Origin of the sequence: Nonomuraea sp. B10E15, from assembly GCF_039871615.1 — a bacterium.
Lineage (GTDB): Bacteria > Actinomycetota > Actinomycetes > Streptosporangiales > Streptosporangiaceae > Nonomuraea.
Map to the genome: position 1 here is coordinate 312,337 of NZ_JBDPMB010000002.1, position 21,839 is coordinate 334,175.

General features: G+C 72.7%; 18 protein-coding genes. 10 read left to right on the top strand and 8 right to left on the bottom strand.

Annotated features, from left to right (window positions below):
• Positions 1–40 precede the first annotated feature (40 nt).
• On the top strand, positions 41–1,819 hold the full coding sequence (gene ggt / locus ABGB14_RS10550) for a gamma-glutamyltransferase (RefSeq protein ID WP_347643403.1): 1,779 nt from the start codon (positions 41–43) through the stop codon (positions 1,817–1,819).
• On the opposite strand, the gene ABGB14_RS10555 is transcribed toward ggt, so the two are convergent.
• Positions 1,809–3,257, bottom strand: a complete 1,449-nt coding sequence (locus ABGB14_RS10555) for an NAD(P)/FAD-dependent oxidoreductase (RefSeq protein WP_347643404.1) — start codon at positions 3,255–3,257, stop codon at positions 1,809–1,811. The two genes, ggt and ABGB14_RS10555, sit on opposite strands and share 11 nt — an antisense overlap.
• A gap of 136 nt (positions 3,258–3,393) precedes the next feature.
• A complete protein-coding gene (locus tag ABGB14_RS10560) occupies positions 3,394–3,567 on the bottom strand; it encodes a hypothetical protein (protein WP_347643405.1) in 174 nt (57 codons plus the stop codon).
• Between the two features lie 129 nt (positions 3,568–3,696).
• Between ABGB14_RS10560 and ABGB14_RS10565 the strand changes: the two genes are divergently transcribed.
• Both ABGB14_RS10565 and ABGB14_RS10570 read left to right on the top strand, forming a co-directional pair.
• Positions 3,697–4,479 (top strand): SURF1 family protein, encoded by a 783-nt coding sequence (locus tag ABGB14_RS10565; protein WP_347643406.1) that lies wholly within the window; start codon positions 3,697–3,699, stop codon positions 4,477–4,479.
• A gap of 3 nt (positions 4,480–4,482) precedes the next feature.
• The gene (locus ABGB14_RS10570) at positions 4,483–4,794 is read left to right on the top strand and encodes a DUF3817 domain-containing protein (protein ID WP_347643407.1); all 312 of its coding nucleotides are present in this window, start codon (positions 4,483–4,485) and stop codon (positions 4,792–4,794) included.
• An 18-nt stretch (positions 4,795–4,812) separates the two neighbouring features.
• Here ABGB14_RS10570 and ABGB14_RS10575 read toward each other — a convergent pair whose 3' ends face one another.
• From ABGB14_RS10575 to ABGB14_RS10585, 3 genes are all read right to left on the bottom strand, one after another.
• Positions 4,813–5,007, bottom strand: a complete 195-nt coding sequence (locus tag ABGB14_RS10575; RefSeq protein ID WP_132340063.1) for a hypothetical protein — start codon at positions 5,005–5,007, stop codon at positions 4,813–4,815.
• A gap of 123 nt (positions 5,008–5,130) precedes the next feature.
• Positions 5,131–6,228, bottom strand: a complete 1,098-nt coding sequence (locus ABGB14_RS10580; protein WP_347643408.1) for a protein kinase — start codon at positions 6,226–6,228, stop codon at positions 5,131–5,133.
• Positions 6,229–6,237: 9 nt separating this feature from the next.
• Positions 6,238–7,092 carry an arylamine N-acetyltransferase gene (locus ABGB14_RS10585; protein WP_347643409.1) on the bottom strand — a complete coding sequence of 285 codons (855 nt, stop codon included), beginning with the start codon at positions 7,090–7,092 and terminating at the stop codon, positions 6,238–6,240.
• 96 nt (positions 7,093–7,188) lie between these two features.
• Between ABGB14_RS10585 and ABGB14_RS10590 the strand changes: the two genes are divergently transcribed.
• The 6 genes from ABGB14_RS10590 (at position 7,189) to ABGB14_RS10615 (ending at position 15,725) form a co-directional block, all read left to right on the top strand.
• A complete protein-coding gene (locus ABGB14_RS10590; protein WP_347643827.1) occupies positions 7,189–7,848 on the top strand; it encodes a response regulator transcription factor in 660 nt (219 codons plus the stop codon).
• Complete coding sequence (locus ABGB14_RS10595) at positions 7,845–11,399, top strand: DUF4153 domain-containing protein (protein ID WP_347643410.1); 3,555 nt, start codon at positions 7,845–7,847, stop codon at positions 11,397–11,399. The genes ABGB14_RS10590 and ABGB14_RS10595 overlap by 4 nt, the downstream gene beginning before the upstream one ends.
• An 8-nt stretch (positions 11,400–11,407) precedes the next feature.
• A complete protein-coding gene (locus ABGB14_RS10600; protein ID WP_347643411.1) occupies positions 11,408–12,994 on the top strand; it encodes an amidohydrolase family protein in 1,587 nt (528 codons plus the stop codon).
• Positions 12,995–13,058: 64 nt separating this feature from the next.
• A complete protein-coding gene (locus ABGB14_RS10605; RefSeq protein WP_347643412.1) occupies positions 13,059–14,135 on the top strand; it encodes an alanine racemase in 1,077 nt (358 codons plus the stop codon).
• 6 nt (positions 14,136–14,141) lie between these two features.
• Positions 14,142–14,525: a Rid family detoxifying hydrolase gene (locus ABGB14_RS10610; protein WP_347643828.1), complete on the top strand. Its 384-nt coding sequence runs from the start codon at positions 14,142–14,144 to the stop codon at positions 14,523–14,525.
• 9 nt (positions 14,526–14,534) lie between these two features.
• On the top strand, positions 14,535–15,725 hold the full coding sequence (locus tag ABGB14_RS10615; RefSeq protein WP_347643413.1) for a hypothetical protein: 1,191 nt from the start codon (positions 14,535–14,537) through the stop codon (positions 15,723–15,725).
• 44 nt (positions 15,726–15,769) lie between these two features.
• On the opposite strand, the gene ABGB14_RS10620 is transcribed toward ABGB14_RS10615, so the two are convergent.
• Entirely contained in the window at positions 15,770–16,384 is a 615-nt protein-coding gene (locus ABGB14_RS10620; protein ID WP_347643414.1) for a LysE family translocator, read from the bottom strand.
• Positions 16,385–16,485: 101 nt separating this feature from the next.
• On the opposite strand from ABGB14_RS10620, the gene ABGB14_RS10625 reads away from it, so the two are divergent.
• Entirely contained in the window at positions 16,486–19,284 is a 2,799-nt protein-coding gene (locus tag ABGB14_RS10625; RefSeq protein ID WP_347643415.1) for an AAA family ATPase, read from the top strand.
• 177 nt (positions 19,285–19,461) lie between these two features.
• Here ABGB14_RS10625 and otnK read toward each other — a convergent pair whose 3' ends face one another.
• Both otnK and ABGB14_RS10635 read right to left on the bottom strand, forming a co-directional pair.
• Complete coding sequence (gene otnK / locus ABGB14_RS10630; protein ID WP_347643416.1) at positions 19,462–20,691, bottom strand: 3-oxo-tetronate kinase; 1,230 nt, start codon at positions 20,689–20,691, stop codon at positions 19,462–19,464.
• Between the two features lie 175 nt (positions 20,692–20,866).
• The gene (locus ABGB14_RS10635; RefSeq protein WP_347643417.1) at positions 20,867–21,802 is read right to left on the bottom strand and encodes a hypothetical protein; all 936 of its coding nucleotides are present in this window, start codon (positions 21,800–21,802) and stop codon (positions 20,867–20,869) included.
• Positions 21,803–21,839 lie beyond the last annotated feature (37 nt).

Here is a 21,839-nt window from a genome sequence, read left to right on the forward strand (position 1 = left end):
ACGCTAGATCAAGGCTTTGACCAGCGCATCATCCCTGCGTGTGAGGGGGCCCTACCACGACGGGCGTACCTGGGTCATCGTGGACACCATGCGCCGAGTGATCGTTCCCGCAGCAACAGTCCTCGTCCTGCTCGTGCCGGCGGCGCCCGCGCCGGCCCGGCCCCAGCAGAAGGTACCGGTCGCGGAGGGGTACGGCGGCGCCGTGGCCACCGTCGACCTCGACGCCTCCAAGGCCGCCGTCTCCGTGCTCAGGAAGGGCGGCAACGCCATGGACGCCGCCGTCGCCGCCGGCGCGGTGCTCGGCGTCACGGAGCCGTACTCGTCGGGCCTGGCCGGCGGCGGCTTCATGGTCTACTACGACGCCGGGAAGCGGAAGGTCTTCACGATCGACGGCCGCGAGACCGCGCCCCGGGCGATGACCGCGACGACGCTGGAGGGCATCCCGTTCGAGGAGGGCGTCACCAGCGGCCTGTCCGCCGGAGTGCCTGGCACGGTCGCGAACTGGGACCTCGCCCTGCGGAGGTTCGGCACGATGTCGCTCGGCAAGGCGCTGCGCCCCGCCATCGAGGTGGCGTCGAAGGGCTTCGTCGTCGATCAGACCTTCCACGACCAGACCGCCGCCAACGCCGGCCGCTTCAAGGACTTCACCTCCACCGCCAAGCTGTACCTCCCGAACGGCGCCCCGCCGCCCGTCGGCTCGGTTTTCAGGAATCCGGAGCTCGCGGCCACGTACCGCGAGCTGGCCAGGCGCGGCCCCAGCTGGTTGTACGGCGGTCAGCTCGGCAAGGAGATCGTGGCCACCGTCAAGCGCCCCCCGGTCACCCCCGGCAGCACCCGTGACGTCCGGCCCGGCCTGATGGAGCTGTCCGACCTGCGCGCCTACCGGGCGCTGCTGCGCGAGCCCACAAAGATCTCCTACAGGGGCATGGACGTGTACGGCATGGCCCCGCCGTCCTCCGGCGGCTCCACGGTCGGGGAGGCGCTCAACATCCTGGAGGCGCTGCCCGAGGTCGGCCTGCACGAGTATCTGGAGGCGTCCAGGCTGGCCTTCGCCGACCGCGGCGCGTACGTCGGCGACGTCCCCGGCGTGCCGCTGGAGCAGTTGTTGTCGGACGGTTTCGCCAAGGAGCGGGCCTGCCGGATCGGCGACACGGCGATGGCGCACCCGGCCGCGCCCGGCAGCCCTGACGGCCAGTACGAGCCGTGCCCGCACCCTACGGGCAGCGCCGCGCCGATCGCGACGGAAGGCCCCGAGACCACTCATCTGGTCGTCGCCGACCGCTGGGGCAACGTGGTGGCCTACAACCTGACCATCGAGTCCACCGGCGGCAACGGCATCGTCGTGCCGGGGCGGGGTGTGCTGCTCAACAACGAGCTGACCGACTTCACGTTCGGCCCTGCGCCCGGCGACCCGAACCTGCCGGGCCCCGGCAAGCGGCCGCGCTCGTCGATGGCGCCGACGCTGGTGTTCGACCACGGCAGGCCGGTGCTGGCGGCCGGCTCGCCGGGCGGCTCGACCATCATCACGACCGTGCTGCAGATCCTGGTCAACCGGTACGAGTTCGGCATGAGCCTGCCGGACGCGCTGGCCGCGCCGCGCGCCACCCAGCGCAACACCGAGCAGACGCAGGCCGAGCAGGCGTTCCTGGACGAGCACGGGGCCGAGCTGGAGGCCAGGGGGCACGGCTTCGCGCTCAACCCGGAGATCGGCGCCGCGACGGCGCTGGAGTTCGTCGGCAGGGGCCGGATCCAGGCCGTGGCCGAGCCGAGCCGCCGGGGCGGCGGCAGCGCGATGGTCGTGCAGCCGGCTAGAAGATGAGCTGGTAGGCGCCGGGTTTCACCTTCCGCGTACGCGCCCAGTACTCGAAGGTGAAGCCCGGCCAGATCGTCCTGTTCACTCCGTGCTCGTCCAGATACCAGGATCGGCAGCCGCCCGCGTTCCACACGAGCGGGTCGAGCCGTTCGCGCAACCTCCGGTCGAACGCCCGTTGCGCCTGCGGCCTGACGTCGAGGGCTCTGGCCCGGGTCCTGGACAGCAGGCGCAGGCAGCCGATCACGTACCGCACCTGCGACTCGATCATGAAGGCGACGGAGTTGTGCCCGAGGCCGGTGTTGGGGCCGAGCAGGAAGAACAGGTTGGGGAAGCCGGAGGTGGTGATGCCGTAGTAGGTCTGGATGCCGTGCTGCCAGGCTTCCTGGATCTTCACGCCGCCCCTGCCGACGATGTGCTGCTCGGCGAGCGAGTCCAGCACCCGGAAGCCGGTGCCGTAGATGATCGCGTCGGCGGGGTGCTCGCGGCCGGCGGCGTCCACGATCGAGTGCGGCCTGATCTGCGTGATCTCGTCGGTGACCAGGTTGACGTCGTCCCTCATCAGGGCCGGGTAGTAGTCGTTGGAGATCAGGATGCGCTTGCAGCCGATGAGGTAGCCGGGGGTGAGCCTGCGGCGCAGGTCGGGGTCGGGGACCTGGGCTGCCAGGTGCCTGAGCGCCAGCTTCTCGTGCGCCTTCATCAGCCGCGGGTCGACGGCGAATCCGAGCGCGCGTGACTCCAGGGCCCAGTAGAGGGCGGTGCGCAGCGTCCTCGCCATGCCGGGCAGGCGCAGGGCGTCGCGGGCGCGGGGCGGGATGGCGAAATCGGGTTTCGGGTGCAGCCAGGGCGCCGTGCGCTGGAAGACGGTGAGCTGGCGGGTGACGGGGGCGATCTGGGGGACGAACTGTACGGCGGAGGCGCCGGTGCCGATGACGGCGACCCGCTTGCCGGTCAGGTCGACGGTACGGTCCCAGGAGGCGGAGTGCATGGCCGGTCCGGCGAACGACTCGCGTCCCGAAATTTCGGGGTATCTGGGGATGTGCAGGGCGCCGATCGCGGAGACCACGGCGTTCGCCCGCAGCGTGGCGCCGTCGTCCGTGGTGACCGTCCAGTCGCGGCGGGCGTCGTCGTACTCGAGGGCGGTGACGTGCTTGGCGTACCGGATGTGCGGGGTGACCCCGTGCCTGTCCGCGCATGACCGCAGATAGTCGTGGATCTCCCGCTGCGGCGCGAACATCCGCGACCAGTCCGGATTGAGGTCGAACGAGTAGGAGTACATGTGCGACGGCACGTCGCACGCGCATCCGGGATAGGTGTTGTCGCGCCAGGTGCCGCCCAGGTCGCCGGCCTTCTCCAGGATGACGAAGTCGTGGTGGCCGGCTTCTTTGAGCTTGATGGCCATGCAGACGCCGGCGAGGCCGGCGCCGACGATCACTATCCCAGCCATGTGACCTCCGCGGCGCATCTATTGGACGTAATGTCCAATGTACGGAGCGGTCGCGGACCGGGTCCAGAGTGAGAACCATCGCAGGAACGACGAAAACCCGCCACGGCCTCCGCGGCGGGTCGTCCTGGCCGGATGCCTACTGGAGCAGGAGGAAGGCGACGACGCCGACGATCACGACCGCGACGACGACGGCGATGATGGGAACGATGGGCGACTTCTTCGGCGGGACCGAGGCTTCCTGCTCGCGCCGCTGCGCGAACGCGCGGAACTGCTGGGTGTTGCCCGCCGGGTCGATATGCTGGTCAGACATGAGCAGCAGCTTAGCGTGAGCGCCTGTGACATTTGCGGAGTTTGGCGGGATCTGTAGGGGTGGGGCACGCCCTGCCGCAGGGGCGGCCTGATTAGGGGACCACCCCACCCGGCGGATAGTTTTGACAACATGCTGAGGACCCTGCTCTCCCCGCGCATGCTGGGGCTGCACCTGCTGACCATCGGGGTCCTCATCGCATTCATCCTGCTCGGCCGCTGGCAGCTCGGCGTCTTCAACGACTCGGGGAAGCCGCGCGCCTCCACCGACCCCGCGCCTGTCGCGGTCACCACGCTCGCCCAGGTGAGCTCCCAGCTGAACGGTGAGGCCGTCGGCCGCAGGGTCACGGCGGAGGGCTCCTATGACGCCGGCCGCCAGCTCCTGGTGGCCGACCGGCGGCCCGACGTCGACGCCCCCGGCGGCAACGTCTCCCGCGACCACGGCTACTGGGTGCTCACGCCGCTCCGGCTCGACGACGGCACGCTGATGCCGGTGGTGCGCGGCTGGGTGAAGACGCCGGACGATCCCGCGGTGGCGGCCGTTCCCGAGGGCCGGATCGCGGTGCCGGGGAGGCTGCGCCCGCAGCAGGGCACCGACAGCGTGCAGCGCCGCGGCGAGGGCCTGCCGGCCGGTCAGGTGCAGACGGTGTCCACGGGCGAGCTGGTCAACCTGTGGACGGGGCAGAAGGTGCGCGCCGGCTATGTCGTCGCGCAACCGCCGTCGGGCTCGCTGGCACAGGTCAAGGTCGACCCGCCCGTGGTCGGCGGCACGCTCACCTGGCGTAACCTCGCTTACGCCGCCAACTGGTGGATCTTTGCCGGATTCGCCGTTTTCATGTGGTTCCACTTCGTACGCGACGCCGTACGAGCGGATCGGGAACGTGGCAAGTCCCCTGAGATGGCTCTGGAAGGTTAAATCGTGGAATCGGCTCTGAAGCCCTTCCGGGTGCTGGCATACGTGGTCGGCGTCATGCTGCTGGTGTTGTGCGTCGGCATGGTGCTGCGTTACGGCTTCGACGAGCCGGCCCTGTCGAAGATCATCGCCCCCATCCACGGCGGGCTCTACATGATCTATCTCGTCACCGTCATGAACCTGGGCATGAAGGCACGCTGGACGTGGCCGTACATGCTCGGTGTCATGCTGGGCGGCACGGTGCCGTTCCTGTCGTTCTACGTCGAGCGCAGGGTGACCCAGCGGGTGCAGGCGGCGCTGACCGCGGCGGAGGCCTGAGGCCTCCGCCGGGCGGGCTCAGCGGCCGATGCCGCGCTTGCGCGCCCTCTTGAGGCGCTCGCGCTGTGACGGGTCGAGCATCAGGTAACCGATCACCGGAGCGGCGACCACGCCGAGGACAACCAGCAGGGTGACAAAGCCGGTGCCAAAGATCATCAGCGACAGCAGGACCGCGGCGCCTGCGCCAATGGCGTACTTCTGGACTGGCGACATCCTCAACATCCTCCGAACGCGGAGCGCGCGCCCCGCCTCTTCCACATTGTGCGTCGCCTGTCCAACGAGTGGGGCCGCCGCCGTTGTTCCGCTCGCGATGTATCGCAATCGTTGCGCAGTCTTTCAACCCTGTCGAGCCATGATCGCGAGAAGGCCGGAGCGGAGCTCGTCGGGCGTCGGGCGGTCCTGCGGATGCCCCGCGAGCAGCCGTAACAGGACAGGCGCCAGCGCTCCCGCCCTCGTCAGCCGCGCGCCAGGGGCGGGGGGAGCACCTTCGACCGCGGCGAAGAGCGTCGCGCCCAGCGACCACAGGTCGGCCTCCTGGCTCTGGGTGGCCTCGGGGGCGGTGTAGGCGGGCAGCGTGCCCGCGCGCAGCAGCGGCAGGAGCCGCGCCCGCCCGCTCCCGTCGATCATGACGTTGCCCGGCTGCACCCCGCCGTGGAACTCGCCGACGGCCAGCAGCCCGTCGAGCACGGCCAGCCCGATCGCGGCCGCGCCCGCGGGCGGCAGCGGGCCCGAGGCCGCGATGACCGCGTCGAGCGGGCGGTCCACGGCCAGCCGGTCGAGCGTCTCGCGCACCACGTCCATCGGCGGCGCCCCCGCCGGGTGCAACATCGCTCTGACCAGGGACCTGAGCGGGTCGGCGCCCTCCGCGGGCATCTGGCCGGGCGGGCGGCCCTCGATCGCGAAGTGCAGCGTGGCGGCCATCGACCACAGGTCGGCCGACGGCAGCATGCTGAGGCTGGGGAAGCCGAACCCCGTGAGCACCGCCCGCCCCGTCGTGGTGAGCAGCACGTTGCCGGGATCGACCCGCCCGTGCACGACGCCCGCCTCGTGCGCCGTGGCCAGCGCCGACAGGACGCACACCCCGACCCGCGCCGCCTGCGGGACGGGCAGCGGCCGGCGCGAGCGCACGGCCTGCTCCAGCGAGGCGCCCGAGACGAACTCCATCACCAGCCACGGCGTGCGATCCTCGATCACGACGTCCAGCACCCGCACGATCGAGGCGTGCCGCAGCGTGGTGGCCCTGCGGGCCTCGTGCAGCGCGGCGTCACGCAGCTCGGCGGGCACGCGCAGCCGCCTGACCGCGACGTCGCGATGGCGAACCTCGTCGAAGGCCAGGAGGACGGACCCCGCGCCCAGGGGGTTGAGCAGCCGGTAGCGGCCGGCCAGCTTGCTGGTCTCACCCATCTCGAGGTGCACGATAGCGCCCGTGCGCACGCGTGGCCATCATGCGGGATCGCCTGCCAGCCAGGCCCTGTGCGCCTCGTCGATCTTGCGCCAGAGCTTCTCCTTCTCCTCGGGGCTCACGTCGTCGAGCGGCAGCGCGAACACGTCCGCCAGGGCCGCGAAATAGTCGCGGGCCGTGTCCAGCATGATCGTGTGCGCGCCCGTCCCCACGCGGCGCAGCTCCAGCCCGCGCAGGAGGTCGACGCCCGAGCCGTCGCGCCGTTGCACGACGGCGACCCGGACGAACCCGGACGTCGGAGACGTCGTCAAATGGCCATGCATGCTGACGAAGGCCGATATATCCGTGGGCGCCGGATCAAAATCCATACCTTCGAACGAACCACTCGGATCGTGGTCGAACCGCCAGCCGCCGGGCGCGACCTCCGAGGGGCGCAGCCCGTACGTGAAAGGGCCCTGCCGGGAGGAGCCGGCGACCAGCGGGATCGGCTCGTGGAGGCCGTCGCCCAGCCCGACGTCGACCAGCCACTCGCCGCCAGGGTTGCCGTCAGCCGGCAGGCCGCGCACGGTGAGCACCAGGTGGTTGCCGGTGACGCCCGGCCCGATGCCGCGAGTCTGGACGCCGCCGACATGCCGGGTCACGTCGTAGCCGAGCGCCCCGATCAGCTCGGAGAACGCGCCGTTGAGGTGGTAGCAGTAGCCGCCCCGGCCGCGGATGATCCGCTCGGCCGACTCGACGGGATCGACGGTGGTGGGGCGGCCCAGCCAGATCTCCAGGACCTCGTACGGGACCCGTTCGACGTGCGCGACGTGCAGCGCCCGCAGGTTCTCGACGCTGACGGGAGCGCCTCGCAGACCGGGCAGGCCGAGGCGGCGCAGATATGCGGCGGTGTTCACCCGCCCAGTCTGCACCGGATGTGCACAGATTCAGCAGTGTCGTCTGCACAGGGCGCTTCTAGGCTTCCGTACGTGGCAGAGCAGCGGCGCATCCTCGTGGTCGAGGACGATGTGACGATCGCCCTGGCCGTCAGGAACAGGCTGGCGGCCGAGGGCTTCCACGTCAGGGTGGCGGGCGACGGGCAGGACGCCCTCGTCCAGTACGGCAGGGCCGAACCCGACCTGGTGATCCTCGACCGGCTGCTGCCCGGTCTCGACGGACTGGAGGTGTGCCGCCGGATGCAGGCGGCCAGGCCGGTGCCCGTGCTCATGCTGACCGCGCTCGGAGACGAGACCGACGTGCTCGTCGGGCTCGGCGTCGGCGCGGACGACTACCTGGCCAAGCCGTTCAGCATGCGCGAGCTGGTCGCGCGGATCCACGCGCTGCTGCGCCGGGTCGAACGCGCCTCCCAGCTCGCCGTCGAGGACACCGTGATCAGGGTCGGCGAGGTCGAGATCGACACCGCGGCGCGCAGGGTGTTCGTGCGCGGCGTGGAGGCGCAGCTCACCAGGACGGAGTTCGACCTGCTGCGGCGCCTGGCCGAGCGGCCGGGACAGGTCTTCGAGCGCGACCGGCTGCTGTCCGACGTGTGGGGCTTCTCCGAAGCCGCCGCGACCAGGACCGTCGACAGCCACGTACGGGCGCTGCGCCGCAAGCTCGGCTCCGACGTGGTGCGCACCGTCCACGGCGTCGGCTACGCGCTGGTGCGCCAATGAGGCCGCTCGACTTCCTCGGCCGGATCAAGGTCAAGCTCGGCATCGTCATCGTGCTGGCCGTGGGCACGGCGTTCGTGGTGAACGAGGTCGGCATCGCCTCCGGCCTGGCCGGCGAGGTGCGCATCGCGGTCGCCGTCGTCCTGGCGTTGATCATGGTGCAGGTGCTGGCCATGGGCATGACCAAGCCGCTGCGCCAGATGGCCAGCGCCGCCCAGACGATCGCCAAGGGCAGCTACACGCTGCGCGTCAGCGCCACCTCGCGCGACGAGGTGGGGGAGCTGGCCAGGGCGTTCAACGCGATGGCGGCCGACCTCGGCGAGGTCGACCGGCAGCGGCGCGAGCTCGTCGCGAACGTCAGCCACGAGCTCCGCACGCCCATCACCGGGCTCCGCGCCATCCTCGAGAACGTCGTGGACGGCGTCTCCGCGCCCGACCCCGTCACCATGTCGACGGCGCTCGCCCAGACCGAGCGGCTCGGACGGCTCGTCGCCCAGCTGCTCGACCTGTCGCGGCTGGACTCCGGGGTCCGCCTCATCGAGCCCGAGCCCGTCGAACTGGCGCGGCACGTCGAGCAGGCGGTCCGCGAGGCGTCGCTGGCCCGCGACGACGTCACCATCCGGTGGGTGGTCCCGGGCCGGCTGGGGGTGCGCGCCGACCCCGACCTGCTCGCCCAGGTCCTGTCCAACCTCCTCGACAACGCCGTACGCCACAGCCCGCCGGGCGGCGTGGTCACCGTCAGCGGCGCCGAAGAGGGCGACGCGGTACGGCTCGCCGTCACCGACCCGGGGCCCGGCATCCCGGCGGCGGCCAGGGAACGCGTCTTCGAACGCTTCTCCCGGCTGGACGCGGGACGCACCGCCGACGCGGGAGGCGCGGGACTGGGGCTGGCCATCGTGAAGGAGATCGTCGAGCTGCACGGGGGTTCCATCCGCATCGACGACCGGCCGGGGTGCCGGATGGTCGTCGAATTACCAGGGAGGACGACGATGGCGGACACGCCATTGGAACACGAACGAAGCACGGGGGACGAACGGTCGCCGGCCGTCGGGAGCGAGGCGCTGGAAAGGGACGTCGCCGATCCCGCCGCCGATCCCGCCGCTGATCCCGCCGCTGATCCCGCCGCCGATCCCGCCGCCGGCCGCGGCGCGGTCACCGCATCGGCGCCTGAGGCCGCTCCCGCACCGGCGGGCGCTCCGACGCCTGAGGCCGGTTCCGCGCCGGCTGCCGCTTCCGCACCGGGAGCCGCATCGGAGGCCGTTCCAGCGGCGGGGGCCGTTGCGGGGCTTGTCGCGGGACGGGGGACCGACGGTGTGGAGGGCGCGGCCGCGACGGCGGACGGCGGAAGCTCACAGCCGGGATCTCCGGGGACATCTCCGGGGACATCTCCGGGGACATCTCCGGGGACATCTCCGGGTACTCAGGCCGCTCCCGCCGGCGCCGTGATGAGCGTCGCGACCGGACCTTCGTCCCCGGGTGGCAGCGGGGATCCGGCGCCTGCCGAAGGCGCCACGACACGGCGCGCACCGGAGGCCGGCCGTGGTGTCGAGGGCGCTCCCGCGGCGGACGCCGGTCCCGTTGCGGCGGCCTCGGCGGGTCATGCGGCCGGTGGCGTCGTGGCGACGGCTGGGGGGAGAGCCGTGGACGCGACCGTGCCCGGCGGGTCGCCGCCCGTCGGCGCGAGCTACGCCAGGATGATCGGCGGCGGGGTCATCGGGGTGCTGGCCGGGTTCGCGGTGGGGCTGTTCGCCGCCGCGTTCGCCGGTATCGCGGTCGGAGCCGGATTCGCCCTGGTCACGCTCGTCGTGAGCGTCGCCGTCATGGGCGCCGTGGGCGTGGCCATGGGGGCGGGGTCAGCGCGGCGCACAGCTGCGGTGGCGTACCAGGTGGGTCCCTACCGCGGGCAGGCGGGAGGCGCGGGCTGGCAGGCGGGGGCGATGGCCGGTCACGGCGGCGCGGCGTCCGGACCGGCACGTCCCGCGGGCGGCCAGGCCGGACCGGGGGTCCCCTTGGGGCCGGTCGCCTACGCGGGCCCGGGCGTTCAGGTGGGGCCTGGGGGCGGGCCGGTGGGGCCGCCGCCGTACGTGCCGCCGCCGCTGTTCCCCAAGCCCGACCTGCCCGACGCGCCCCGCTGGTTGTTGCCCGCCGCGGTGGGGGCCGGGGTGTTCGCGGCGGTGGCGTTGCCGGACGCCCAGGTGGGCCTGGGGTTCGTGCTGGTGGCGCTGGTGCTGGGCGCGGCGGCGTTCCCGGCTGTGACGCGCCGGATGACGCCGTGGACGGTGGCGTTCGGGGTGCTGGCGTACTTCCTGATCGCCATGGCGGCGGTGCGCGACGCCGACTGGCTGGTCGCGATCCTGCTCGTGGCGGGGGCCGGGCTGGGCGCGCTGGCGGTCTCCGGGGCGGGCGCGGGCTGGCTGGGCGTGATCAGGGGCGGCGTGTCCGTGGTGCTCGCGCTGGGTCCCGTGCACTGGTTCCTGGCCGGGCCGCTGAAGAAGCTGACGGCCAGGCGGCGCGTGATGCCCACGCTGGCCGCCCTGGCCATCACGGCGGTGCTGCTGGCGGTTTTCGGCCTGCTGTTCGCCTCGGCGGACGCGGTGTTCGCCAGCTATCTGGAGCGGCTGACCACCACGCCGGACTGGGTGGAGTCCGCGCCGCTGCGGATCTTCCTTTTCGTGCTCTTCGCCGTGCTGCTGGCCGCCGTGGTGCTGGTCGCGCTGCGGCCGGTGAACGATCCCGTGGGGCCGCAGAAGAAGTTCAAGGTGAGCAGGAGCATCTGGCTGGTGCCGCTCACGGCGGTGAACCTGCTGTTCGCGTCGTTCGTGGCGGTGCAGATCACGGCGCTGTTCGGGGGCGATGCCCGGGTGCTGAGGACGGCGGGGCTCACCTACGCCGAGTACGCCAGGCAGGGCTTCTTCCAGCTGGTCGTGGTCAGCGTGTTCGTGCTGGGCATCGTGGCCGTGGCGGGCGGGCTGCTGAAGGCGGAGCGGCGCGAGCGCTGGGTGCTGGCGGGGCTGCTCGCGATGTTGTGCGGGCTGACGATGGTGGTGCTGGTCTCGGCGCTGCACCGCATGAACCTCTACACCGACGCCTACGGCCTGTCCAGGCTGCGGTTGTCGGTGCAGGCCGCGGTCTGGTGGCTGGGATCGTTGTTCGCGCTGGTGCTGCTGGCCGGGGCGGTACGGTTCGCGGGGCGCGGCTCCGGCTGGCTGCCGCGTACGGTCGTGCTGGTCACCGCGCTCGGCCTGGGCGCGTTCGCGGTGGTGAACCCCGACCTGCGGGTCGCGTACTCGCAGGTGGAGGTGCGCGGCGGCACCCAGCTGGACTCCGACTACCTGGGCGATCTCGGCGCGGAGGCGGTGCCGGCCCTGGACCGGCTGCCCGAGCCGCAGCGCAGTTGCGTGCTCGCCGACGTGGTCGAGGCCAACGGGCTGGACCGTCCCGATCCGTGGAACGGCTGGAACCTCGCCCGCTCGCAGGCCCGCGACCTGCTGGCCGAACATCCGGTCAACGAGTCCGTGGAGTGCGGCCAGAAGCCGTACCGCGGCTCTGATTGAATCCTTGGGTGAGGTTCGACGTAGTCATCAGCGGCGGCAGGGTGCTCGACGGCACGGGCGCCCCGCCGTTCCGGGCGGACGTGGCGGTCTCCGGCGACAGGATCGCGGCGGTCGGCAGGTTGGGCGATGCGCAGGCCGAGACCGTGATCGACGCGACGGGCCGGTTCGTCGCGCCCGGCTTCGTGGACTGCCACGCCCACGGTGACGCGGCCGTGTTCGACCCGGTCGTGCAGCGGGCGGCGCTCCGGCAGGGGGTGACCACGTTCGTGCTCGGGCAGGACGGCCTGTCCTTCGCGCCCGGCTCGGCCGCGACCGTCGCCTACGCCGCCCGCTATTTCGCCGCCGTCAACGGGCCGCTGTCCGACGGGGCGCTGTCCGACGGGGCGCCGCGGGGCGGGGCTCTGCCCGGCCGGGCTCCTCAGGACGGGCCGCTGACCGTGGGAGAGCTGCTCGACGGCTACGACCGGGCGGTGGCGCTGAACACCGCCTACCTCCTGCCGCACGGCACCATCCGCTACGACGTCATGGGCCCGTCGCCCGCTCCCGCTTCGGCGGGAGACCTCGCGGCGATGGTGCGGCACGTCGAGCGCGGGCTCTCCGAGGGCGCGGCGGGCCTGTCGAGCGGGCTCGAATACCTGCCGGGCCGCTACGCCTCCGCCGAGGAGCTGGCCGCGCTGTGCGCCCCGCTCGGCGGGCTCCCCTACGTCACCCACATGCGCGCCTACGGTCCGCAGGCCGGGGTCGGCATGGCGGAGGTCGTGGACATCGCCCGGCGCTCCGGCGCCGCCGTGCACGTCTCCCATCTGCACGGCCCCGCCGGCGTGCTGCTGCCGCTGGTCGAGCAGGCGCTCGGCGAGGGCGTCGACCTGACCTTCGACACCTACCCCTACCTGCGCGGCAACACGATCCTGGCCATGGTCGTGCTGCCGCCGTCCGTGCCCGGCGCCGAGACCGACCGCGCCCTGGAGATGATCGCCTCGGACGGGCTGGACGACTGGTGGCCGACGCTGGCCGGCACCTGGCCGAGGCTGACCGTCTCGCACGCGCCCGGGCTGGAGTGGGCGGAGGGCCTGACCATGGTGGCGGCGGCCGAGCGGGCGGGGCTGGACCCGGCCGCGTTCTGCCGCCGCCTCCTGACGGAGACGCGGCTGGAGGCGGGCGTGGTGTCCGCCCGCCCCGACGAGGGCCCCGAGGGCGAGGAGTCCGTACGCCGGATGTTGCGCCATCCGTCCCAGACCGGCGGCTCCGACGGGATCTATGTGGGTGGTCATCCGCATCCGCGTGGGTTCGGCGCCTTCGCCCGGTTCCTTGGCCGGCATGTCAGGGAGCTCGGCGACTGGACGTGGGAGCAGGCCGCGGTGCATCTGGCTGCGCATCCGGCCCGGCGGTTCGGGCTGGCCGACCGAGGGCTGGTGCGGGGCGGGTTCGCGGCCGACGTGGTGGTGTTCGACCCTGACACGGTGGCCGACCTGGCGACGTACGCCGCTCCGCGCACGCTCGCGTCCGGCGTGGACGACGTGCTCGTGTCGGGGGTGCGCGTGCTGGCCGGGGGAGAGCTGACCGGCGCCACATCTGGGCGGGCGCTCAAGCCGTGATGCCGGGATGCCCGGGATGTCAGGGATGTCAGGATGGCGTCGGACGCTGAGGGAAAGGGAGCTTGTGCAGGAGACGCTCGGGCGGTCGATCTTCGACGGAGTGCTCGGTTTCCCGCTGATGGTGGTGCGCCAGGACGCGCTCGAGCACAACGTGGCGACGATGGCGGCCTTCGCCCGCGACCACGGCATGGAGCTCGCGCCGCACGTCAAGACGCACATGTCCGCAGAGATCGCCGCGCTCCAGCTCGGAGCGGGCGCCTGGGGTCTGACCGTCGCCACGCCGCGCCAGGCCGAGGCGGCCAGGGGGTTCGGGGCGAGCCGGATCATGGTCGCCAACCAGGTCGTCGACCCGGCGGGGCTGGCCTGGGCGGCCGGCGAGCTGGAGCGCGATCCCGCGTTCGAGTTCCTGAGCTTCGCCGACTCCGTGGCCGGCATCGGCATCCTGGCCCGCCACGCGGGGTCGCGGCCGTTCCGGGTGCTGGTGGAGCTGGGGCACGAGGGCGGGCGTGCCGGGTGCCGTTCGCTGGACGACCTGCTGGCGGTGGTGGCCTGCGCGCAGGAGACGCCCGGGGTCGAGCCGGCGGGGATCGCGGGGTACGAGGGCGCGCTCAAGACCGCCGACGATGTGCGGAAATATCTGGACTCGTTGCAGGAGGCGCTCGCCTACCTCCGCGTCCGCGACCCGATCCTGACCGTGGGCGGCAGCCAGTGGTTCGACGTGATCGGGCGCGAGCTCGTCGCCACCCAGGCCCGCATCCTGCTGCGCAGCGGCGCCTACGTCACCCACGACGACGGCTACTACCGCGAGCGCACGCCGTTCACCCGCATCCAGGGCGAGCTGCGGCCGGCGCTGGAGGTGTGGGCGCACGTGCTCTCCACGCCCGAGCCGGGGCTGGCGGTCGTCGGCATGGGCAAGCGGGACGCGCCGTACGACGAGGGGCTGCCCGTCCCGCGGCGCGCGGGCGTCACCGTCACCAGGATGCAGGACCAGCACGCCCTGGTGCGCGGCGACGGGCTGGAGGTCGGCGACCTGCTGGCCTTCGGCATCTCGCACCCGTGCACCGCGTTCGACAAGTGGCGCGAGCTGCCTCTGGTGGACCAGGACTACCGTGTCGTGGGCACGATACACACCAACTTCTAGGGAGAAATCGTGAAGAAGGAGCTCAGGACCACCGAGGGCGCCGCCCCGATCGGCGCCTACTCCCAGGGGCTCGTGGTGGGCGACTTCGTCTACACCTCCGGCATGGGGCCGATCGACCCGCAGACCGGCGAGGTCGACGGCGACGGCGTCGCCACCCAGACCCACCGGGTCATGCGCAACCTCGGCGCCATCCTCGCCGCGCACGGCCTCGGCTTCGACGACGTGGTCAAGGCCACGGTCCACCTGCAGCACCTCAAGCGCGACTTCGCCGCGTACAACGAGGTGTACAAGTCGTACTTCAACCCGCCCTTCCCCGTACGCACCACCGTGGGGTCCGAGCTGCTGGACATCCTGGTGGAGATCGACTTCGTCGCGCACAAGAGCGCTTAAGGTCTGTTTGTGGACAGTTCGGTATACGCCTTCGTCGAGGACCTGCGCGGCGAGGGCGTCGAGCGGGTGCTCGACAACATCAGCGCGTACGGCGTGCGCGGCGTCACCGTCGGCGCCGTGCACCACGCCTCACGCGACGTCACCCCGCACGGACTGTCCCGGCTGACCGTCCGCCACGACGGCGCCCACTTCACCCCGCCACCCGACCTGTTCGCCGGGCTCCGGCTCGCTCCCGTGCCGGGCTACCAGGATGCTTTCGACGGGCTTCGGGAGGCCTGTGCGCAGCGCTCCATGAAGCTCCACGGATGGACGGTCTTCCTGCGCAACGCCACGCTCGGCGAGAGACATCCGGACGTGACCGTCCGCGACTGCTTCGGCGACCGTGGCTCGCTCGCCGACCTGTGCCCCGCCCACCCCGACGTGCGCGAATACGCGGTCGCGCTGGCCAGGGCGGTGGCCAGGCTCGGAGTCGACAGCGTGGTGGCCGAGTCGCTGCACTTCAGGCCGCTCAGACCGCAGCGCTCGTTCGTGCCGCTCGGGCCGATGGACACCTACCTGTTCGGGCTCTGCTTCTGCGACTACTGCATGCGCAGGGCCACCGACCTGGGCGTGAACGCCGACGTGGCGCGCGACGAGTGCGCGCGGATCGTGGGCGGCGTGCTCGACGGCGACCCGGCCGCGCAGGGCGAGGTGACCAGGGCGGCGCTGACCGCGTACGCGGGGCCGGAGGTCGTGGCCTACGCCAGGGCCCGGTCGGAGACCGTGACCACGCTCGTGTCCGAGGTGGCCTCCGCCGTCGCGGACGAGGGCTCCAAGCTGGTGTTCATCGACTCCACGGGCGCGGTCAAGGGTTACGCCGACGGGCTGCCCACGCCGGGGCTTGCCGCCCATGACGCCTGGCAGCTCGGCGTCGACCTGGTGGCGCTCGGCGACCTGGTGCCCGCCTTCGGGGTGCTGGCCTACGCGCGCGACGCGGCCAGGGTGGCCGACGACGTGGCAGCCTACCTGCGGTCCGTGGGCAAGGATCGTGAGGTGCGTGCCGTGCTGCGGCCGGGGCATCCCGACAGCGACTCGGCCGACCGGCTGGTGGCCAAGGCCCGCGGCGCCAAGGCGGCGGGGGCGCTCGCGGTCGACTTCTACGCGTACGGGCTCGCGCCCCACCCCGTGCTCGACCGCATCCCGGCCGCGCTGGCTCTCTGAACCGCCGTACCCGTCCCGCGGCGCGGCTTCGGCACCGGCACGGATCATCTTCTTCCGGCGAACGCGGTGGCCACTCCCAGACCGAGGTAGACGACGCCGCTGACGTACCGCAGCGCCCTGGCCCTGCGGCGCAGGCGGCGGCCCAGCGCGCCGGCGGCGAACGCGTACACGACGTCCGACACCAGCCCCAGGAGCAGCGCCGTGAGCCCGAACACCACCACCTGCACGGTCGGGGAGCCCGCGCCCGGGTCGACGAACTGCGGCAGGAACGCCAGGAAGAACAGCGCCACCTTGGGGTTGAGCACGTTGACCAGCACGCCTTCGAGGAACACCTTGCGCAGCGGCTGCCGAAGCGGTGTCCCGGTCTCGGCGTCCTTGCCCATGAACGCGCGGATGCCCAGGTATACGAGGTAGGCGACGCCCGCCCACTTGACGATCGCGAAGAGCGTCGCCGACTGCGAGATCACGTACGACAGGCCCGCGGCGGCCGCCGCGATGTGCACGAGTGTGCCGATCTCCACGCCGAGCGCGCTGGCCAGGCCGGCCGCCCGGCCCTGGGCGAGGCCTCTGGCGGTGATGTAGAGATGGTTCGGCCCCGGGATGAGGATCAGGGCGAGCGAGGCGGTCACGAAGAGGGCGTACGTTGTTGGAGGAATCACGAAAGAGCAGCGTAAACGCTTTTGGTAGGGAGATCAGGGCCAATCGGAGGCCGTTTCCCCGGACCAATAAAGTGTCGGAGGGGCGTGGCATCGTTTCTGGCGTGAAAGGTCTCCTCGTCGGGCGCTCTGCCGAGCTGGCCAGGCTCGTGCGGGTGGTGCGGTCGGCCGCCGACGGCATGGCGGGCGTCGCCCTCGTCGGCGGTGACGCCGGCATCGGCAAGACCCGGCTTGTCACCGAGCTGGTCGCCGAGGCCCGTGAATGGGGTTTCCACGTGCTGGCCGGCCAGTGCGCCGAGCTGGGCGACGCGCTGCCCTACCTGCCGCTGGCCGACGCGCTGCGCGGCGCGGAGCCGAAGGTGCGCGAGGCCGCCGCCGCCCATCCGATGCTGGGCCAGCTGCTCCCCGGCACGGAGAGCGCGCAGTCGGCGGGCCTCACCCAGCAGCGGTTGTTCGGGTCGCTGCTCGGGCTGCTGGCCGACGTGCAGCCGGTGCTGTTCGTGATCGAGGACCTGCACTGGGCCGACCGGTCCACCCGTGACCTGCTGGTCTTCCTCAGCCGCATGGTGCAGACCGAGCGCGTCTGCGTCGTCGGCACCTATCGCACCGACGATCTCCACCGCCGCCATCCGCTGCGCTCGGTGCTGGCGGAGCTGAAGCGGCTCCCGACGGTGACGCACGTCGAGCTGGGGCCGCTGAGCGAGGGCGACATGTCTGACTATGTCGCCACGATGGGTGAGGTGGGCGTCCGGGAGCTCGGGCTCATCGTGTCCAGGGCCGACGGCAACCCGTTCTACGCGGAGGAGCTCTTCGCGGCCATGGCCGAGGGTGACGAGCTGCCCGACGAGCTCGCCAGCCTGCTGATGACCAGGGTCGAGGTGCTGTCGGAGGCCGGGCAGCGCGTGTTGCGGGCCGCCGCCGTGGCGGTGCGCAGGGTGGAGGACGAGCTGCTGCGGGAGGTGTCAGGGCTGCCGCTGGCGGAGTTCGAGGAGGCGGTGCGGGAGATCGTCTCGCGCGGGCTGCTCAGGGTCGACGGCTACGGCTACGCCTTCCGCCACGCGCTGCTGCAGGAGGCCGTCTACACCGACCTGCTGCCCGGCGAGCGCACCAGGCTGCACGCCGCCTTCGCCCGGCTGCTGTCCTCTCCCGCCGAGCTGGCCCACCACCATCTCGCCGGTCACGACCTGGCCGGGGCGCTGGCGGCCTCCGTCGAGGCGGGCCGCCAGGCCGCGCTCCTCGGCGCGCCCGCCGAGGCCCACGAGCACTACGAGCGGGCGCTCAGCCTGTGGGAGCGGGTCGACGGGGCGGCCGGGCTCGCCGGGGAGAGCCGGGAAGGGCTGGCGTTCCGCAGCGCCGTCACGGCGGCCGGCAGCGGCGACAACCACCGGGCGATCATCCAGCTCAGGGCCCTGCCACCGACGTCCGAGGTGCTGGAGCGGCTCGCCTACTACCTCTACGAGGTCGACGACCAGCAGGCCGCGATCGCGGCGGCGGAGCGCGCGGTCGAGACGGCGCGCGACCGGCCCGAGCTCGCCCGCGCCCTGGCCACCCAGGCCCGCACGCTGCTCTGGAGCCCGCGCCACCACGAGATCGAGGGACTCACCGCCCGCGCGCTCGACGTCGCCCGCGCGTCCGGGGCCAGAGACGCCGAGGTCGGGGCGCTGCTCACGCTGGCCACCTACGTCGAATACCGAGGTGACGCCGGCAGGGCCCACGAGCTGGTCAACATCGCCGCCGCCGAAGGCTCCGGCGACCTGGCGATGGACCTGCGCGCCCGCTTTCACCACGCCCGCATCCACTACGAAGGCGGCCTGCTCGACCACGCGGCGGAGGTGACCGACGAGGGCATCCGCATGGCGTTCGAGACCGGCCTCAAGTGGAGCACCTACGGCACCGACCTGCGCTTCCTGCGCTTCCTCATCCACTACGTCGCGGGCGAGTGGGACGAGGCGGAGACGGTCGCGGGCGGCTTCCCCGCCCGGGTGGGCACGCTGCCCGAGGCCATCCTGTCGTCCTTCGCGCTGTTCGTCGAGGTGGGGCGCGGCCTGCCGGCGGTGGAGAGCCGGCTGGGGTGGTTGCGGCCGTTCTGGTCCGACGACCTGGCCGCCTACATGTCCCGGGGGCTGGCCGCCGAGCACGCCCTGTGGAACGGCGACCCCCAGGCCGCGCTCGACCACGTGCACGCGGTCATGGCCCGGCTGACCGACGGCGAAGCGGGCAACATCCGGCTGGCCGCCATCGGGCTGTGGGCGCTGGCGGAGCTCGGCAGCACCGACGGCGCCGACGCCCTGCGCCGCCGCGCCCGCGACGCCATCGAGGCCGGCCCCACCGGCGAAGGCAACCATCTCGGTCCCGAGGGCCGGGCCTGGGGCCTGCGCGTGGAGGCCGAGTGGCACCGCGCGCACGGCCGGCTCGACGTGGAGCTGTGGCGGCAGGTGGTGGAGACCTTCGACTACGGGTTCGTCTACGAGACGGCCCGTGCCCGCTGGCGGCTGGCCGAGGCGCTGCTCGCCGCCGGCGACCGCGAGGAGGCCCAGGCGGAGTGGGATCTCGCCAGGGAGACGGCGGGCAAGCTGCGTGCCGCGCCGCTGGAGAACGCGCTGCACGACTTCGGCCGCAGGGCCCGCTTCGGAGACGCGGAGCGCGGGGGCCGTTCCGGCGGTGCGGGGCGCGGGGGCCGTTCCGGCGGTGGCCACGGGGCCGGCGGCGGAGGGCTCACGGCCCGCGAGTCCGAGGTGCTCCGCCTGGTCGCGGAGGGGCTCACCAACCGGGAGATCGCCGAGCGGCTGTTCATCGCGCAGAAGACCGTGAGCGTGCACGTCTCCAACATCCTGGCCAAGCTGGAGGTGTCCACCCGCACCCAGGCCGCCGCGGCGGCCCGCCACCGGGGGCTGCTCGACTGAGTGCGTGGCCAGACCAGGGATACGCCCCGCGCCGCCGCCCGGCCCTCCCACTCGACCGGGTCTTCGTGAGGGCCCGGTCGGCGGGTTCGGGCTCGCGGAGTCGTTGTGAGGGTCCGGTCGGCGCTCGGGCTCGCCGGGGTCATTGTGAGGGCTCGGCCGGCGGTTCGGGCCTGCGGGTTATCGTGAGGCGTCCACCAGCAGGCCGGCGTCGCCGAAGTTGCCTGACTTGAGCAGGAGCGCGAGACCGGAGGCCGTGTGGATCCAGGGCACGCCCCGCGCCGCCTCCACGCCGATCAGCCCGCCCGGCACGCCGAGCGCGCTCACGATGGCCCCCGAGGTCTCGCCGCCGGCCGAGACCACGCGGGTGACACCCCGCTCGACCAGCCCCTGCGCGACGCGGCCCAGCGCCGACTCCAGGATCGCGGCCGACCGCTCCGCGCCCACGATCTCCTGCACGCGGCGCAACACCGAGGGTTCGGCCGATGCGTAGACGAGGGGCGCTCCGGCCTCGACGTCCAGCGTGTCGTACCAGGCGAGCGCGTCCCGGGCGAGCGACCCGGGGTCCTGGTCGGCCAGCGCGTCCAGCCGGTAGGCCGGCCTGCCCGCCTCGATCATGGCGGCGACCTGCTCCAGCGTACGGGCCGAGCAGCTGCCCGCCAGCACCGCCGCGGCACCCTGCGGCGCCGGGGCGGGCGGGTCGTCGTGCCCGGACCGCGCGTGCGCCGCGGCGAGCCCGCCGGCGAGCCCGGCCGCGCCCGCGACCAGCGGCGCGCCCGCCAGCGCCCGCCCCGCGGTCACGAGGTCGGCGTCGTCCACGGCGTCGACGAGGGCGTAGCGCACGCCCTCCGCCCGCAGCTCGGCCAGCCGCCGCCCCATCGCCCCGGCCCGGACCTGCGCCAGCGTCACGACGCCCGCCCGGTGCGCGCTCTGGCCCTCCATCAGGCGCGGCAGGTACGAGTCGGTCATCGGGGTCAGGGGATGGTGCCGCATGTGCGACTCGGCGAGCAGCACGTCACCGACGAAGAGGTAGCCGTTGTACTGCGTGCGCCCATGCTCGGGCGAGCTGGGCGTCATGGCGACCAGGGGCACGTCCATGGCGCCGGCCAGGGCGTCGAGGACCGGCCCGATGTTCCCCTCGGCCGTGGAGTCGAACGTGGAGCAGTATTTGACGTAGACCTGGCGGACGCCGCGCGAGCGCAGCCGGCCGAGCGCGGCGAGCGACTGCGCGACCGCGTCCGCCCTGGGGGCGGTCCGGGTCTTCAGCGCGATCACGACCGCGTCGTGCCCGGGTGGTTCCGCCGCCTCCGGCGGAAGCCCGAAGAACAGCACGGTGGGGATGCCACGGCGGCGCAGGGCCACCGCGACGTCGGTCGCACCGGTGAAGTCGTCCGCGATGGCGCCGATCATCGAAGCCCCGAGGCCTGGTGGGAGTCGAACATGATGCAGACGCTATCGGCGTGCGCCGCCGCTGCTGACCGGGGGGCATCGTGTGTGTCCCCGAGGTTCGGGGGACTCGGGACCCGCGGTCTCGGGACTCAGGACGGCCGCCGTGCGCCGCCGTCCACCGGCTCGGCCCGGGGGCTCACAGGTCGCGGAAGAGGAAGTAGTTCTTGTGGTCCGCCTGGAGGTAGTGGTGGAACTTCGTGGCCTTGGCACGGGCCGTCCTGTCGGCGGTGACGGCCGTGACGACGACGTACTTCTCGACCGCTCCTGAGCGGATCTTTCCGTAGACGAAGTCGTCGAGCACCTGGTCGCGGCGCCACTTCACGGCCTTGGCGGGCAGCTTGGCCAGGCGCGTCGCGGCGGTCTTGGCGGCAGCCTCGTTCGGGAACGACATGATGACCTGGACCGCCTTGAGGTGCCCCGAGTAGGCCGAGTAGGCGAGCTCGACGGCGCGCTCGCACTGGTTCCTGGCCAGCTCGCCCTGCCCGTCCAGCGTGTCGCAGCTGTCGTACGTCCAGCCGCCCGTCTTGTCGGCGGTGAAGCTCACGCCGTCCAGGCGGAACTTCCAGTGGGGGAACTCGTCGTGCGTGATCGGCGCCCCGGGCTCGGGGCGGTTCGGCTCGCCGGGGTTGGTGCTCGGCTGTGCTGAGGGTTCCGACGTGGGATCGGCGCTGGGCTCGGATGGAGGGCTGGACGTGGGCTCGCCGGACGCCGAACTCGACGGAGCGTCCGACTGCGACGGGGAAGGGGTCTGCAGGGCGACGGTGGGGACCGGGTCCGGGGCACCCGTGTACGCGTACACGCTGTACGCGCCGCCGGCCAGCAGGATCACCGCCACGGCCGCGACCACGCTGACGATCAGCACCTTGTTGGGCTGCTCGGGCGGGGAACCGTACGGGATCGGGCCGGAGTAGCCGGGCGGGCCGTACGGCGAGGCCGGGACCGTCGGCGGGTCGTAGCCGCCGCCCTGAGGAGATCCGTAGCCGCCCTGGCTCGGAGGAGGCCCGTAGCCGCCCTGGCCGGGCGGGGGACCGTAGCCGGGCTGTGGTTCCTGAGGCTGCGGAGGAAATCCCATCACCCCATTGTGGGGGTATTCATCCCTTCTGTACCAC

Bases quoted from the DNA above. Each gene is read 5' to 3' on its own strand.
- ABGB14_RS10555 (WP_347643404.1), bottom strand. From the start codon at position 3,257: ATGGCTGGGATAGTGATCGTCGGCGCCGGCCTCGCCGGCGTCTGCATG.
- ABGB14_RS10560 (WP_347643405.1), bottom strand. From the start codon at position 3,567: ATGTCTGACCAGCATATCGACCCGGCGGGCAACACCCAGCAGTTCCGC.
- ABGB14_RS10565 (WP_347643406.1), top strand. From the start codon at position 3,697: ATGCTGAGGACCCTGCTCTCCCCGCGCATGCTGGGGCTGCACCTGCTG.
- ABGB14_RS10575 (WP_132340063.1), bottom strand. From the start codon at position 5,007: ATGTCGCCAGTCCAGAAGTACGCCATTGGCGCAGGCGCCGCGGTCCTG.
- ABGB14_RS10595 (WP_347643410.1), top strand. From the start codon at position 7,845: ATGAGGCCGCTCGACTTCCTCGGCCGGATCAAGGTCAAGCTCGGCATC.
- otnK (WP_347643416.1), bottom strand. From the start codon at position 20,691: ATGATCGGCGCCATCGCGGACGACTTCACCGGTGCGACCGACGTCGCG.
- ABGB14_RS10635 (WP_347643417.1), bottom strand. From the start codon at position 21,802: ATGGGATTTCCTCCGCAGCCTCAGGAACCACAGCCCGGCTACGGTCCC.